Origin of the sequence: Bacillus sp. AY3-1 (assembly GCF_008368785.1) — a bacterium.
GTDB classification, from domain to species: domain Bacteria; phylum Bacillota; class Bacilli; order Bacillales; family Bacillaceae_G; genus Bacillus_A; species Bacillus_A wiedmannii.
In genome coordinates this window covers 63,354-78,900 of sequence record NZ_QORZ01000019.1, presented here as the reverse complement: position 1 = coordinate 78,900, position 15,547 = coordinate 63,354, and the positions used below count along the sequence as shown (strand labels likewise).

The following is a 15,547-nucleotide window of genomic DNA, read 5'->3' as shown; positions in this document are numbered from 1 at the left end:
TCATGATCCAAATGATCAATATCCAAAATGGGATAACAAGTAACATTCCCCAAAAACAGCCTTTAAAAAATCTCATGATGAACACCTCGTTCATCGGCCCTACTTATTTATAAAGAGGGCTGAATCAATCTTTCTCTCTTTAAAACCTATACTATTTTGTCATCGCATGTTCTACTTTAATGCAACGATCCATTATTACAGTATAGCCTTTTTCTTGCAAAAGTTTATATGTATCTTCATCTTGTACTCCTAATTGTGCCCAAAAAACATCTGCATCAATCTCTACAAACTCTTTCGCAACATCCATTAAAAATTCTGAACGACGGAATACATTTACAATATCAACATGTTCCTTAATATCCTTTAGTGAAGAAACTGCTTTTTCTCCAAGCACCTCATCTACTGTTGGGTTTACTGGAATAATGCGATACCCAGCATCTTGCATTGCTTTTGAAACCATATACGATGTACGTTCTGGCTTATCCGATAATCCAACAACTGCAATCGTTTTGCTTTTCTTTAATACTTCACCAATTTCCGTACGAGTTGGGTTTTCAATTGTCATAATTTATCCCTCCTATTCCTTTAGTATAGCCGATAAAGAAAGTCTCTTTCAATATGAAAGAGACTTTCTTTTATTTCAATTATTGATTCTTTGTAGCTGAATTATCTGCTAAAGTAGCTGTTTTCGTCATTTTTTGACCGTTACGATAGAATGTAACTTCTACTTTCTCGCCTACTTTTTTCTTTTCATATAAATATTTACGGAATTGAAGTGAATTTTCTACTTTTTGATCATCTAATGATACTACAATATCATATTGCTCTAAACCAGCTTTTTCTGCAGGTGATATTGGGTAAATTTTACCTAATACAACGCCGTTTGTTACTTCTTTCGGTACTTTCAATTGATTTACTGCATAAGCTTGCACATCTTCTAATGAAACGACACCTACTCCAAGAGCTGGACGTTTCACTACTCCGTCTTTTTCAAGTGATTCAATAACTGGCTTTGCAATATTAATTGGAATAGCAAATCCAATTCCTTCAACTTCTTGTTGTGCAATTTTACTTGAATTAATCCCAATTATTTCACCATTTTGGTTAAACAACGCACCACCACTATTACCTGGGTTAATTGCTGCATCTGTTTGAATAACTTGAGCATTCCAATCTGCACGCTTATCGCCATCGATATCTACTGGAATTTCACGTTCTTTGCTACTAATAATACCTTCCGTTACACTTCCATCAAACCCTAGTGGGTTACCAATTGCAATCGCTTTTTCACCCGCACGAAGTTTACTTGAATCACCTAAAGTGGCAACTTTATTTACATTAGATCCATCAATTTCTACAACCGCTAAATCTAACCAAGGGTCTTTCCCTACAAGTTTTGCATCTACCTTTTTACCATCACTTAGTTTTACAGCAAGTTTATTCGCTCCATCTACTACATGGTTGTTCGTTACAATATACGCTTTATTTCCTGCTTTTTTATAAATAACACCTGATCCTGAGCCAGCTTGTTGCTCTTGGCCTGTCGGTTGCATTGCAAATGGATCAACACTTTGTTGCATATTAATAACACCTACAACAACATCTTTCGCGCCTTCAATCATACCAGGTAAATCAGTTTCATTTTTTGCTTTATTGACAACAGGAACTACAGTACCTTCAACTTTTGAATCCGAACTGAATGATGATACAGCCGCTCCATTATTTTGAGCCCATGGCATATATGGTGCCGCAAAACTAATTGTGACAGCCCCAACTACAGCTCCGACTAAACCTGTGAAAAAATAACCTTTTTTACTACCTGATTTTCTCACTTCTCTCGTTTCACTATGCTCTTCATTTAAATTTGGTCCGTCGTAATATCCCATGTTTACTTCCCCTCTCTGGTGAATTCGTATTTTCAGTATAGTCACGTTTTGTGTCCTTCTTGTGAACTCATCGTGAAATCCAATTAAAAAAATACTCTTATCTAACATTGTAGACAAGAAAAGTATTTTTTGTACATTCCACCTACAAAAGAGAGTATAAATTTGCTATATCCCAAAGCCAAAGCGCATAGTAATTTAAAGGTTATTCTTCAAATTTGTAACCCACTCGAATAACAGTACCGATATGCTTCGCTTTATCTCCTAGCTTATTTCGTAGTTTTTTAATATGAGTATCAACCGTTCGGTCATCACCGTAGTAATCATATCCCCATAACTGATCTAATAAATGTTGACGTGACAACACAATTCCTTTGTTCTCCATTAAATAAACAAGAAGTTCAAATTCCTTATGTGTCAATATAATTTCTTCTCCATCTACTAAAACGGTTCTAGATAGACGATTCACTTCTATTCCAGCTAAAGACATAGCATTTTCTTCCGCTACTCCTACCACACCATCCGCGCGTTTTAATAACGTCTTCGCACGAGCTACTAACACTTTCGGGCTGAAAGGTTTCGTTACATACTCATCTGCACCTAATTCGAACCCTAGTAGTGTATCATCCTCATCTGAACGTGCTGTCAACATAATGATCGGTACTGCTGATTCTTTTCTAATTCGTCTACAAACAGACCATCCATCTATTTCTGGTAACATAATATCTAACATAATTAAATCAATTTCATGCTCTGCAAATAATTCTAACGCTATTTTTCCGTCTTCTGCTTCGATTACTTCAAAGCCTTCATTACGAAAATAATCACTAACGATTTCACGTAATCTTCTTTCATCTTCAACAAGTAATACTGTTTTATTCATATCATCTATCCCGCCTTTTTACTCTTTCAATCGAATAATACGTTGATTGGAGCTTCCGCGAAATGGAAGTGTTAAATCTTTTTTCTCGATTTCAAACCTTCCATCGACTAAAACATCCCCATAATGTAACAACTCTATCATATCATTATTTTGAGAACTCTGTATCTCTTCTAACGTATAACCTGTATACATCCATAGATTTTTTTTCAAGTCTTTCACAGCTTTTGCTACTTTTTTCACTTCAGCAGCTTGGAAGAATGGATCTCCACCTGAAAATGTTACATCAGTTAATGAATTACTTGCAATCTCGTTCACAATTTCTTCTACTGTCATTTCAGTTCCATTACAAATATTCCACGATTTTGGATTATGGCAACCGAAACAACGATGCGGACAGCCCGCAAAAAACACGACTGTCCGCAACCCTTCCCCATCTACTACACTATCATGAATGATGTTCATCACTTTCATTTATGCTTCACCCGATCCATCTCTTCACTACGTTTCGCACTATTCCACTTCGACATATCTCCTACAAGATAACCTGTTATACGGCGAATTCTTTCTATATTAGCTTCGTCTTCATTTCCGCAACTTGGGCATTCATTTCCAATAACTCCGTGATAACTGCAGCACTTACAACGGTCAACAGGATGATTAATTGAACCGTATCCAACGCCATGATTTGCCATCGCTCGTACAATTTGTTTTAACGCCTGTTTGTTATGCATAGCTGCTCCGTCTAGCTCAATATACGTAATATGTCCCCCGTTACATAGAGCATGGAAAGGTCCTTCTAAACGAATTTTATTTATCGCTTGAATGCTATAGTAAACTGGGATATGGAATGAATTCGTATAATAATTATGGTTCGTTATACCGCTAATCACACCAAATTCTTCTCTATCTTTTTTCACAAACTTCCCTGATAACCCTTCTGCAGGAGTTGCAATTACTGAGAAATTCAGTTCATGTTCTTCCGTTCCTTTATCCATTCTATCTCTCATAAAGGAAATGATTTCATATCCGAGTTTCCATGATTCTTCATCTTCTCCATGATGCTTTCCTGTTAAAGCTACTAAACACTCCGCAAGACCGATAAAACCAAGACTTAACGTCCCTTGCTTTAAAATGGATGCTACAGAATCTTCAGGCTGTAACTTCTCTCCACCGCGCCATACACCTTGTGAATATAAAAATCGAAAATCTCTTGCTCGCTTCGTACATTGATACTCAAATCTCTCTAATAATTGCTTAATCCCTAAATCTAAGTAATAATTTAACGCTTCAAAAAATGCTTCTTTTGAACCACTAATTAACGCTAATTTCACTAAGTTGATAGACGTAAATGATAAATTGCCTCTTCCAATCGCTGTTTCTTCTCCATGTATGTTAGACATGACACGGGTACGACATCCCATATAACATACTTCACTTTCCGGTCGTCCGTCATAATGCACTGCATTAAATGGCGCATCTAAAAATGAAAAGTTAGGGAATAATCGTTCAGCCGTTGTCTCTAACGCTAATTCAAATAAATCATAGTTCGGATCACATTCTTCAAAGTTCACACCTTTTTTCATTTTAAAAATTTGAATCGGAAAAATTGGTGTTTCTCCTTTACCAAGACCAGCTTGTGTCGCTTTTAAAAGTTGTCTAACTAATAACCGTCCCTCTTTTGATGTGTCTGTTCCATAATTAATAGAAATAAACGGTACTTGTCCCCCGCCCCTACTGTGCATACTATTTGAATTATGAACGAAAGCTTCACACGCCTGATACGTATCATTTTCTGTTTCTTTCCATGCAAATTCTTCTATTTGTTCTTTCGTAAGCGGATATGACTGTAATCGTTTCTTATGTCTCGCTACTGTTTTTCTCACATATGGAGCTAAATCAATATCAAAGAGTGCAAATGATTGACCACCGTGCTGCATATTTTGATTCGCCTGAAAAATAATAGACGAAAGAGCCAATGCACTTTTAATATCCTGCGGTTGTCTCATATGCCCATGTCCGGTATGAAAACCGTCCGCAAGCATTTGCGCTAACGGAATTTGCGAACAAGTCGTCGTTCCTGTCGCATAAAAATCTAAGTCATGTGGATATAATATATTTTGATTTATCGCTTTTTTCACTTGATCTGACAATAAATTTTCAACTGCATAATATTTCGCACTCTCTGATGCGAACGTTCCCATTACTCCCATTGGAGAGCGACCATCTACATTTGCATTTTCTTGCATTAAATCTTGCTCACTACCGTGGACAATCGTCTCAAACACTCTCATTAATTCTTCTCCACGTACATTTCGTTGTAACATTTATAACCCTCCACCAATATGTTGTTGTCTTTTGATTAAAATGTTACTACATATAGTCTTGGTGTTTCTGTGAGAAATGTAACATTCCTGTGAAATTTTTTTCACGAAATAATGAATTTTTCATTTACAAAAAAGAAATGTGCTCTTTACAAATGTATGGTACAATATACGGGAAAAACTCTTTTTACCCTTTATCAACACATTTGAATAAAGGAGACTGAACTTATGGTTATTACATATCTTTTATTTATCGTTGCCTACTTACTTGGCTCGATTCCATTCGCACTAGTCGTTGGAAAAATCGGCTACGGAATCGATATTCGTGAGCACGGAAGCGGTAATCTAGGCGGAACAAATACATTCCGCACACTAGGGAAAAAAGCAGGTTTTATCGTTACAATTGCTGACATTTTAAAAGGTACATTAGCAACAAGTCTACCGATTATTTTCGGTTTAGATGTTCACCCACTATGGTTCGGATTAGCAGCTGTTCTTGGACATGTGTATCCGATTTTCGCGAAATTCCGTGGTGGTAAAGCTGTTGCAACTTCTGCTGGCGTGCTATTATGCTACTCTCCAGTTGTTTTTGCAATATTAGCTGTTGTCTTTTTCAGCCTTTTATTTACAACAAGATACGTATCACTTTCTTCTATGGTAACAGCCGTCGTTGCTGTTATTGCATCCATTGTTAGCGGGGATAAAATCTTCATTATTGCGATGTGTTTATTAGCAGGTATGGTTATTTATAAACACCGTGCAAATATCGGACGAATTATAAATAAAACTGAACCGAAAGCAAACTTTTCAAAAAAGCAAAAATAAGATCGTAACCCACATAACGCAAAAAGAAAACGTGAAGCATATTAATAGCGTCTTTTTGCGTTATTTTTTATACTAAAGAAAAAGCAACATAATTTGGAGGAACTATACATGAATCTTTCCGTAACAAAAGAAGCAGCACAATGGTATAAAAACGAATTAAACTTACAATCGGGTGAAACACTACGCCTTTTCGTACAATACGGCGGTTGCAGTACTGTGCAAAAAGGACTTTCTTTAGGTATTCGTAAAGATGATCCTGCACATCCTGCTGTTCAAACTCAAGAAGAAGGTATTAACTTCTTTATTGAAGGCGATGATGAGTGGTTCTTCGATGGACATAATTTAGCTGTTACATTTAACGACGGTGATGATTTCCCGCAATTTAATTATGAAAAATAAAAAAGCGTGGCTTCTGCCACGCTTTTTTATTTTTTCTTAATTTCCTCATATTTCGCATACCACTCTGGATATAACTTTTTAAATGATACAGGCCTGAACCCTTCTTTTTTCGCGCAAATATTCGTCGTACTTGCAGTAATACAAAGTTCACCTTCACCGTTATATATTTCATAACCATATACAACGCGAAGCGGACTAACAGTATCAATCCACGTTTTCACAATTGCTTTTTCTCCGTAACGCATCGCTTTACGATATGAAATTTGCAAATCTAACACAGGAGAAATAATTCCCTCTTTCTCCATTTCAACATATGAAAATCCTAAATCTTGTATAAGTTTCGTGCGACCTAGTTCAAGCCACACCAAATAGTTTGAATGGTAAACAACACCCATTTGATCTGTTTCCGCATAACGGATTTCAACTTCATGTTCTGCTACAAACATATGTATTCGCCTTCTTTCACTTCTGCTACCTTGCATACATTTAATCATAATACAGTGACATCAAAAATAAAATAAAAACAGTGAATCTTTTACTGAAAGGAGCAAGCATATGATTCAAATTGTAACTGTTCGTAGCGGTGATAGCGTATATAGCTTGGCATCAAAGTACGGATCAACACCTGACGAAATAGTAAAGGACAATGGACTAAATCCAGCTGAAACACTCGTTGTAGGTCAGGCACTGATCGTTAATACGAAAGGGAATAATTATTATGTACAGCCTGGCGATAGCCTATATCGAATCTCTCAAACATATAACGTACCTCTCGCTAGTTTAGCTAAGGTTAATAACTTATCTTTAAAATCCATTCTCCATGTTGGACAGCAATTATATATACCAAAAGGGACAAAACGCGCAGTAGAATCCATCGCTTATTTACAACCTTCAACAATACCAATAAAAGAAAGTTTGGTTAACGCTACGCGTGCCATTAATCCATTTTTAACATATTTGGCTTACTTCAGTTTCGAGGCAAAAAGAGATGGTACGTTAAAAGAACCAACTGAAACAGCTAAAATCGCTAATATTGCAACGCAAGGCAAAACCATCCCGATGCTCGTTATTACAAATATTGAAAATGGAAATTTCAGTGCCGATCTGACATCGGTTATTTTACGCGATGCATCGATTCAAAACAAATTTATTACTAACATTTTACAAACAGCTGAGAAGTACGGTATGCGAGACATTCATTTTGATTTCGAGAGTATAGCACCTGAAGATCGCGAAGCGTATAATCGTTTTTTACGAAATGTAAAAACACGCTTACCTAACGGATACACATTGAGTACAACGCTTGTACCGAAAACAAGTTCAAATCAAAAGGGAAAATTTTTCGAAGCTCACGATTATAAAGCACAAGGGCAAATTGTTGATTTCGTCGTCATTATGACATATGACTGGGGTTGGCAAGGCGGGCCACCGATGGCTATTTCTCCTATCGGTCCTGTAAAAGAAGTACTTCAATATGCAAAATCTCAAATGCCTCCCCAAAAAATTATGATGGGGCAAAACTTATACGGATTCGATTGGAAACTTCCGTTCAAACAAGGCAATCCGCCTGCAAAAGCAATTAGCTCTGTCGCAGCTGTCGCACTAGCTCGTAAATACAATGTCCCCATCCGCTATGATTTCACAGCTCAAGCTCCTCATTTTAATTATTTTGATGAAAATGGTGTTCAACACGAAGTTTGGTTTGAAGATTCACGGTCTGTTCAAAGCAAATTCAATTTAATGAAAGAACAAGGTATAGGCGGTATTAGTTACTGGAAGATTGGCTTACCATTCCCGCAAAATTGGCGTTTACTCGTTGAAAATTTTACGATTACGAAAAAGGGCTGACATAAGTCAGCCCTTTTTGATTATTAAAAATCCGTCACAAAAAGAAGAATGACAACATTCTCCCTTTTTTAACCGTTATCAACAATCGGTTGTTTGCCTGTTTGGTCTTGCATTTGCTTTCCTTTATTGCCACCAGCTTTTTTTGATTGTGTTCCAATATGATTCGGTGCAAAGTCTTTTGAATTCTTTTTCGGATTACCCATTACTATCGCCTCCTTAACACTAGTATCGTACTAGTGTTAAGAATTATTCAGCTTGCTTAAAAAGTTGCATTTCATAACGTTTTTCAATACGCTCTTCAATGCGATCGATTGCATCACGATCACTTAATAATTGTTGTTTATTTTCTTTCACAAGTTCGTCAAATGATTTACGGCGACTTCTTCTCATGCTGTTCACCCTCTCTCCTTCGCATTCTTACTATACATAGTATGAGCAAATGAAAAACTCTTTAATCAGATTTGTAAGAAAATTTTATGTTTTAGTACTCCTAAAAAAACTCCGTGCACAACTTCTTGTACACGGAGTTTTTTATACCATTATATTTAAATATTCTTTTAGCTTTTCATCTGCATTCATTTCACTTTGTTTATACTCACTTAGCGCTTGCAGTACGAAATCATACTGTCCTAAAATATAACTTTCTAATTTCAGGACATCCTCTAAGCTATTAAGCATAATTCTCGTATTACCAACTTCACTTTTTAACGCGGGTTCACAATTTAAACTCGTACATATTTCTTTCACATCATCTTCTAATATCTCTGTTAATACGTATTTCTTTCGCCCTTTTACTTTTACTCTCATAACTGGATAAAAAGCTTTTATATCTAAATAGCTTCCTACATTCATACAACGAATCCATTCGATATCACGTTTATTTCGTACAAGTATCTTTTTTACTGCTTCATATACTACTGTTTCATCAAGTACTTCTGTATTCGATTTCCTGTTTGTTTCTTCTTCAATAGATGCACATTTTTGATAAACAGCTGCACAAGTAATACAATCATCAAATGCATTATGAGAACTTAAACGAATGCCAAGCATTCGCTTTAACGTTTCAAGTTTATGATTAGGTGCGTGCTTCATATATTTCTTCGCTAAAAACACAGTATCAATCACTTTATTTTGAGGTTCAGGCAGCCCAAGCATATTTACATTACTTTTTAAAAAACGCATATCAAAAGATGCATTATGAGCGACAATAACATTTGTATGTAAAAATGCTAAAAATAAAGGTAATACTTCTTCAATCGTCGGTGCATCTGAAACACGATAATTTGTAATACCTGTTAAACTCGTTATTCGGTCCGGAATTGAACGCTCTGGATTCACATAGGAAACAAATTGATCTACTAGTTCATGATTACGATATTTCACTGCTGCTACTTGAATAATTTTATCATTATAAGGGTTAAATCCTGTTGTTTCAAAATCAATTACAACATAATCTAACGGTAAGGATATATTCCCCACTCCAAACACTCCTTTACCTCTAAACGTTTATATTTCTTTTATCATAACATGCTGCTATCACTACGTGAAAAAGAAAAGGCAGAAATGGTAACTTTCCACCTCTACCTTTTCACCATTATTTTAATTTAGCAATCCGTTTCTCCATCTCTTTTTGCGTCATCGGTCCAATAAACTTATCTTGAATGACACCTTTCGTATCTATAAAATACGAAGTTGGAATCGTAATTACTTTATACGCTGTTGTCACATCAATGTTCTTGTCCAATAAAATAGGAAAAGTAATTCCTTTTTCTTTTGCAAAATTGCTTACCTTTTCTACTCCCCCGCCCTTTTCTGAAGGCGTATAATTTATTGCTAAAATTTCTACATTTTCTTTATGCTCTTTATAGAAAGCCTCCATATCCGGCATTTCTTGCTGGCAAGGTCCACACCACGTTGCCCAAAAGTTTAAAATCACTTTCTTTCCTTTCAAATCTGATAACTTTACATTCGTTCCATCTAACTTCGTTAATTCAAAGTTTGGCGCACTCTTCCCTATTTCGATACCATTACTTGCAATCATCTCTTTCATAGCAGCTTCACTTTTTTCTTGCTCCCCTTGTACCGCCTGGTCTTTTTTACCAAACTGTTCATAAGCTGCATATCCCGCTAAACAAAGTAACACTACAATAATCGTAAGCTTCCGCCACATTTTATATCACCCTAACGTATTTATCTTCTTATTAACCTAATTACCCAAATACTATATACCTTATTTTAGCTTATACGGACAAGCTTGGAAATATTCACAGTCAAAATAATTAGAATATTCTTATTTAAAGTGAAGTTTTTTCCTTTTTATCATATAATTAGAAAAACAGATGAGGTGTTTTATCTTCTTATTGACCCACTTACCTATTTACTCTCGTAGTTATATAACCTTCAACAAAAGGGGGATTATTTATGAATTCATTCGAAAAAACAACATTATATATTCTTAGTTTTCTTTTATACCCAATCGGCATTATTACATGGATCATTTCACTCTTTAGTAAAGATCTTGAAAAAAAGAAAGTAGGGCGTATTTGTCTCTACGTCTCTCTAGTCTCATTCGTCCTTTTCTTAATTCTCGGAATTGCAACTTTCCTTATGACTGCTACTTTTAACGTTGATCTGAATCACTCCGAATCTATCGAGTATCAAATAAATGATGCTGAATAAAGATAAGAGCAGTGCTCTTATCTTTATTCATATCTCTGTAAAAACGAATGACTATTTATTAATTTTTCAGGACTTCCACATGCAACAATACTTCCTTCTCTCATTATAACAACACGATCTGCTAGTATCGCTTTCTCTACATCATGTGTTGCCACAATTCTCGTGACCCCTCTTCCTAATCCTTCTATCATATTCCAAACCGTTTCTTGATTGCCCGGATCTAATCCCGCAGTCGGTTCATCTAAAATAATAAGATTCGGATTTGAACCAATAGCGCGTAATAATGCAAGACGTTTCCTTTCCCCTCCAGAAAACTCTTCCCCGCTTTTATGTAGTACAGTTTCAATCCCCCTAGGTAAATCACTAATAATCGGTTTCACATTTACAAGTTCCATATTTTTTTCTAACTGATTTTCTAGATACTTTCCCCCGAAATACATATTCTCTTTTACTGTCGTCCGAAAGAAACGAGGTTCTTGCCACACTGTCGTCATACGAGCCTCATTACCAAAATAAACAACGCTACCGTTAGATGGTTTATACAACCCTATCATTAATTTTAAAAGTGTCGTCTTTCCTGCACCACTTTCTCCTACAATCATAACGAGTTCACCAGGATTAATTTGCAAATCAATATTATGAATTCTGCATTTCTCTTCATTACTCTCCTGAAATGAAACATTTGTTACCGTCATCCCCATCGCTCTTTCTACCTTACTATTTGCCACTCGTTTATCTAAAAAGGAAAAAACTCTATTTGCCGAAGCGACTGCAACTTGTGTCATCATTAATAAATCGCCAACGTAGCGGACTGGAAAAAAGAGCATTTCAATTGTGGCTAACACGGCAACAATTGAACCAACTTCCATTTCCCCCTTCATTATTTTCTGCGCGCCTATAATGAGAACAACGATATATGCCCCTGTTTCAATCACGGTTCCAACTACTCCAATGCAATGTTGCATCATCGTCTTCTTTACTTCTGTTTTATAAGATTGTGCCGTTACTCCCTTAAATAAGCAAATGGCCCATTTTTCTTTTTGCAAACTACGTAAATCTTGTGCTCCTTTTACAAACTGTGACACCATCTCTACAACACTTGATTGATTTCTTTGAGCAATGCTGGCGATATTTCTTACCTTTTTCCCCATCAACATCGGAACCGTTGCACTTAAAAATAAAAACGGAGCTACCCACAATATGAACTTTATATCTATATGTTGTAGTGCTATGATTGCGCCAATAAATTGGGCAATAGCGTGTATATATTCTATTAATATAGATCCATATAATCTGACCCAGTTCGGAATATCAGACACAACTAATGTCTCTAACTCTCCTCCCTTAATCTTCTCACTCTCTTCAAACGGTAATGAGAAGAAATGACGCAATACATCTATACGCTTCTCTCGTAATATTCGCTGACTCGCTTTTGAACTTACATAATCAAATGAAAGATTGTTCACCCACATCAACAAGCGGCTAGCTGCAAACAAAGTAATGTAAAGATACACCTCCTTTAACTCTCGTTGAATAAGGTTATCTACAATTAATCCCATGAATAGTGGACGAGATAAATTTAAAATAGCAGCAAAGCATCCACTACATACAGCTGCTATTACTAATAATTTTTCTTTCTGTAACGGTAACAATATTCTTTTATATTCTTTCATGATGTTCCCTCCATTTTTATAGTAAAAAGAAAGGGATGAAACCAAATGGTTTCATCCCTTTCCATAAAATAAGGAAGCTAACAGTTGTTAGCTTCCTTATCGTTCATTTCAATTATTTAGTTTGACACTTTAGACTCTTCAATTTTCTCACGAAGAACCATTTGCAGAATACCACCGTGACGGTAGTAGTCAATTTCTACTTCACTATCGAAACGAGCTACTACTTCAAATTGTTTTTCGTTGCCATCTGCATCAGTTGCAACTACTTTTACAAGATCGCGTGGTCTAACTGTTTTGTCAATTTGAATTTCAAATGACTCGTTACCAACAAGACCTAACGTTTCAGCGCTTTCGCCATCTTTAAATTGAAGTGGTAATACACCCATTAATACTAGGTTACTACGGTGAATACGTTCGAAGCTTTCTGCGATTACCGCTTTAATACCTAATAAGTTTGTACCTTTCGCAGCCCAGTCACGAGAACTTCCCATACCGTAATCTTTACCAGCAATAACTAGAAGGCCTGTGCCATCTTCTTTATATTTCATAGCAGCATCATAGATTGATGTTACTTCACCAGTTGGCCAATATGTTGTGTATCCGCCTTCTGTTCCTGGTGCGATTTGGTTTTTAATACGGATGTTCGCAAATGTACCACGCATCATAACTTCGTGGTTACCACGACGAGAACCGTAAGAGTTAAAGTCAACAGGTTGTACGCCGTTTTCTAATAAGTAGCGTCCTGCTGGTGTATGCTTACCAATTGAACCTGCTGGTGAAATATGGTCTGTCGTTACAGAGTCTCCAAATTTACCAACTATGCGTAAATCTGATAACGTTTCAACTTCACCTGGCTCTTTAGATAATCCTTCAAAGAACGGTGGGTTTTGAATATAAGTTGAATCATTATCCCAAGTATATAAAGCTTCATTTGAAGTTTGGATTTCATTCCAGCGCTCATTGCTGTTAAATACTTGTGCATATTCTTTCTTGAACAGTTCAGATGTAACAACGTTTTGAACTACATCTTCAATTTCTTTAGCTGATGGCCAAATGTCCTTGAAGTAAACAGCATTGCCATTTGCATCTTTACCGATTGCATCATTTTTCAGGTCAATATCAACAGTACCTGCAAGTGCATATGCCACAACAAGTGGTGGTGATGCTAAGTAGTTTGCTTTTACAAGTGGATGAATACGACCTTCAAAGTTACGGTTACCAGATAAAACAGATGTTACTAATAAATCGTTTGCTGCGATTGCTTCTTCTAATTCCTCTGCTAATGGACCAGAGTTACCGATACAAGTCGTACAACCGTAACCAACTGTTTGGAAACCTAATTGATCTAAATATGTTGTTAAACCTGATTTATCTAAGTACTCAGTAACAACTTTAGATCCTGGTGCTAATGATGTTTTTACGTACTCAGGTACTACAAGCCCTTTTTCAATTGCTTTCTTCGCAACTAAACCTGCCCCAATTAATACGTATGGGTTTGATGTATTTGTACAGCTTGTAATTGCAGCGATTGCAATTGCACCTGTTTTCATCGTTACTTCTTTATCTTCTAATGTAACCTTCACTTCTTTATCGAACTCTTGCTCATTAAATCCAAGTCCTTGTGTTCCAACTGGTGCTACAACAGCTTTATGGAACGCATCTTTCATATCTGAAAGTGGAATTAAATCTTGTGGGCGTTTCGGTCCAGAAAGGTTAGATTCGATTGTATTTAAATCAATTTCAACAAGATCAGTGTAAATTGGATCTTTGCTGTCTGCTGTATAGAATAAACCATTTGCTTTACAGTATTCTTCAACAATGCGAATTTGCTCTTCATCTCTACCTGTTAAACGTAAGTATTCTAATGAAATATCGTCAATTGGGAAGAATCCACAAGTTGCACCGTATTCTGGTGCCATGTTTGAAATTGTTGCACGGTCAGCTAAAGGCATGCTCTTTAGTCCATTACCGAAGAACTCAACGAATTTACCAACTACACCTTTTTGACGTAATACTTGTGTTACTTTTAATGCAACGTCAGTTGCTGTAGTACCACTTGGAAGTGTACCAGTTAATTTCACACCGATTACTTCAGGTACTGGGAAGTATGAAGGCTGTCCAAGCATTCCTGCTTCCGCTTCAATACCACCAACGCCCCATCCAAGAACGCCGATACCGTTAATCATTGTTGTATGTGAGTCTGTTCCAACTAATGAATCTGGGTATGCAACTAAGTCACCTTCAGCATTTTTCACAGCATGAACAACTGGTGCTAAATATTCAAGGTTTACTTGGTGTACAATACCTGTAGCTGGTGGCACTGCGCGATAGTTATCAAATGATTTTTGTGCCCAGCTTAAAAATTTATAACGTTCTTCATTACGTTTAAACTCTAAGTCCATGTTGAATGCAAGCGCGTCTGCCGTACCCGCTCTATCAACCTGTACAGAGTGGTCAATTACAAGGTCTACAGTAATTTCTGGATTAATTTTATCAGGATCCCCGCCCATATCTGCCATTGCTTTACGAAGCGAAGCCAAATCTACAACAGCTGGAACACCAGTGAAATCTTGTAAAATTACACGAGATGGTTTAAATGGAACATCGATATCTTGCACATCTTTCGTTCCCCATTTCGCTAAATTTGTAACATGTTCTTCTGTAATTACACGTCCGTCTACTTGACGAAGTACTGATTCAAGTAAAACTTTCACGGAATATGGTAATTGAGATACGTTGCCAACCCCTGTATTTTCAAGCGCTTTCAAATTATAATAATGATACGTTTTTCCATCTACTTCAAAAGTTGCACGTGATTGAAATGGATTATGTTTGACCATTATGTTTCCCCCCTGTTAAACGTGGCTAAGTTGTCTGAATATAAAATGTAGACAAACTTTTCAATACCTTACGATAATATCTTATTACAACTTTCTAAATAAGTAAATAATAAGAAACTTATAGATTATCATAAGTTTTCTTTATGTTTCTAAATTTGAATAGTGTTCACGCTCCTTATGAATACTATTACCATAA

Annotated in this window: 16 protein-coding genes; 4 read left to right on the top strand and 12 right to left on the bottom strand. The window is 36.3% G+C overall.

Features of this window, described 5'->3' with window-relative positions:
* Window positions 1-151: 151 nt before the first annotated feature.
* The 5 genes from DN389_RS20460 to DN389_RS20440 all read right to left on the bottom strand — a co-directional run bounded on the left by DN389_RS20460 (window position 152) and on the right by DN389_RS20440 (window position 5,090).
* The gene (locus DN389_RS20460; protein ID WP_048565897.1) at window positions 152-565 is read right to left on the bottom strand and encodes a CoA-binding protein; all 414 of its coding nucleotides are present in this window, start codon (window positions 563-565) and stop codon (window positions 152-154) included.
* A gap of 79 nt (window positions 566-644) precedes the next feature.
* Window positions 645-1,886, bottom strand: a complete 1,242-nt coding sequence (locus tag DN389_RS20455; RefSeq protein WP_046957742.1) for a S1C family serine protease — start codon at window positions 1,884-1,886, stop codon at window positions 645-647.
* A 202-nt stretch (window positions 1,887-2,088) separates the two neighbouring features.
* A complete protein-coding gene (locus DN389_RS20450) occupies window positions 2,089-2,766 on the bottom strand; it encodes a response regulator transcription factor (protein WP_001044675.1) in 678 nt (225 codons plus the stop codon).
* An 18-nt stretch (window positions 2,767-2,784) separates the two neighbouring features.
* Window positions 2,785-3,237, bottom strand: coding sequence for an anaerobic ribonucleoside-triphosphate reductase activating protein (nrdG, locus tag DN389_RS20445; RefSeq protein WP_000867068.1), 453 nt, complete (start codon window positions 3,235-3,237; stop codon window positions 2,785-2,787).
* Complete coding sequence (locus DN389_RS20440; RefSeq protein ID WP_149237524.1) at window positions 3,234-5,090, bottom strand: anaerobic ribonucleoside triphosphate reductase; 1,857 nt, start codon at window positions 5,088-5,090, stop codon at window positions 3,234-3,236. The genes nrdG and DN389_RS20440 overlap by 4 nt, the downstream gene beginning before the upstream one ends.
* Window positions 5,091-5,315: 225 nt before the next feature.
* On the opposite strand from DN389_RS20440, the gene plsY reads away from it, so the two are divergent.
* Both plsY and DN389_RS20430 read left to right on the top strand, forming a co-directional pair.
* Complete coding sequence (gene plsY, locus DN389_RS20435; RefSeq protein WP_000237189.1) at window positions 5,316-5,912, top strand: glycerol-3-phosphate 1-O-acyltransferase PlsY; 597 nt, start codon at window positions 5,316-5,318, stop codon at window positions 5,910-5,912.
* Window positions 5,913-6,020: 108 nt separating this feature from the next.
* Window positions 6,021-6,311 (top strand): HesB/YadR/YfhF family protein, encoded by a 291-nt coding sequence (locus DN389_RS20430; protein WP_001054448.1) that lies wholly within the window; start codon window positions 6,021-6,023, stop codon window positions 6,309-6,311.
* A gap of 26 nt (window positions 6,312-6,337) precedes the next feature.
* Here DN389_RS20430 and DN389_RS20425 read toward each other — a convergent pair whose 3' ends face one another.
* A complete protein-coding gene (locus DN389_RS20425; protein ID WP_000495804.1) occupies window positions 6,338-6,757 on the bottom strand; it encodes an acyl-CoA thioesterase in 420 nt (139 codons plus the stop codon).
* A 109-nt stretch (window positions 6,758-6,866) separates the two neighbouring features.
* On the opposite strand from DN389_RS20425, the gene DN389_RS20420 reads away from it, so the two are divergent.
* Window positions 6,867-8,159: a glycoside hydrolase family 18 protein gene (locus tag DN389_RS20420; RefSeq protein ID WP_046957740.1), complete on the top strand. Its 1,293-nt coding sequence runs from the start codon at window positions 6,867-6,869 to the stop codon at window positions 8,157-8,159.
* Between the two features lie 68 nt (window positions 8,160-8,227).
* Here the strand turns inward: DN389_RS20420 and sspN are convergent, their stop codons facing one another.
* The 4 genes from sspN to DN389_RS20400 form a co-directional block, all read right to left on the bottom strand.
* Window positions 8,228-8,362, bottom strand: coding sequence for an acid-soluble spore protein SspN (sspN, locus tag DN389_RS20415; RefSeq protein WP_000527987.1), 135 nt, complete (start codon window positions 8,360-8,362; stop codon window positions 8,228-8,230).
* A 43-nt stretch (window positions 8,363-8,405) separates the two neighbouring features.
* Complete coding sequence (locus DN389_RS20410; protein ID WP_001254698.1) at window positions 8,406-8,549, bottom strand: FbpB family small basic protein; 144 nt, start codon at window positions 8,547-8,549, stop codon at window positions 8,406-8,408.
* A gap of 141 nt (window positions 8,550-8,690) precedes the next feature.
* Window positions 8,691-9,638 (bottom strand): 3'-5' exonuclease, encoded by a 948-nt coding sequence (locus DN389_RS20405; protein ID WP_088122827.1) that lies wholly within the window; start codon window positions 9,636-9,638, stop codon window positions 8,691-8,693.
* A 115-nt stretch (window positions 9,639-9,753) separates the two neighbouring features.
* Window positions 9,754-10,329 carry a TlpA family protein disulfide reductase gene (locus tag DN389_RS20400; RefSeq protein ID WP_000269060.1) on the bottom strand — a complete coding sequence of 192 codons (576 nt, stop codon included), beginning with the start codon at window positions 10,327-10,329 and terminating at the stop codon, window positions 9,754-9,756.
* A gap of 251 nt (window positions 10,330-10,580) precedes the next feature.
* On the opposite strand from DN389_RS20400, the gene DN389_RS20395 reads away from it, so the two are divergent.
* Window positions 10,581-10,838, top strand: a complete 258-nt coding sequence (locus DN389_RS20395; protein ID WP_046954569.1) for a hypothetical protein — start codon at window positions 10,581-10,583, stop codon at window positions 10,836-10,838.
* Window positions 10,839-10,861: 23 nt separating this feature from the next.
* On the opposite strand, the gene DN389_RS20390 is transcribed toward DN389_RS20395, so the two are convergent.
* Complete coding sequence (locus DN389_RS20390) at window positions 10,862-12,511, bottom strand: ABC transporter ATP-binding protein (RefSeq protein ID WP_147786377.1); 1,650 nt, start codon at window positions 12,509-12,511, stop codon at window positions 10,862-10,864.
* A gap of 116 nt (window positions 12,512-12,627) precedes the next feature.
* Window positions 12,628-15,351, bottom strand: a complete 2,724-nt coding sequence (gene acnA, locus DN389_RS20385) for an aconitate hydratase AcnA (protein WP_097994583.1) — start codon at window positions 15,349-15,351, stop codon at window positions 12,628-12,630.
* Between the last annotated feature and the right edge of the window lie 196 nt (window positions 15,352-15,547).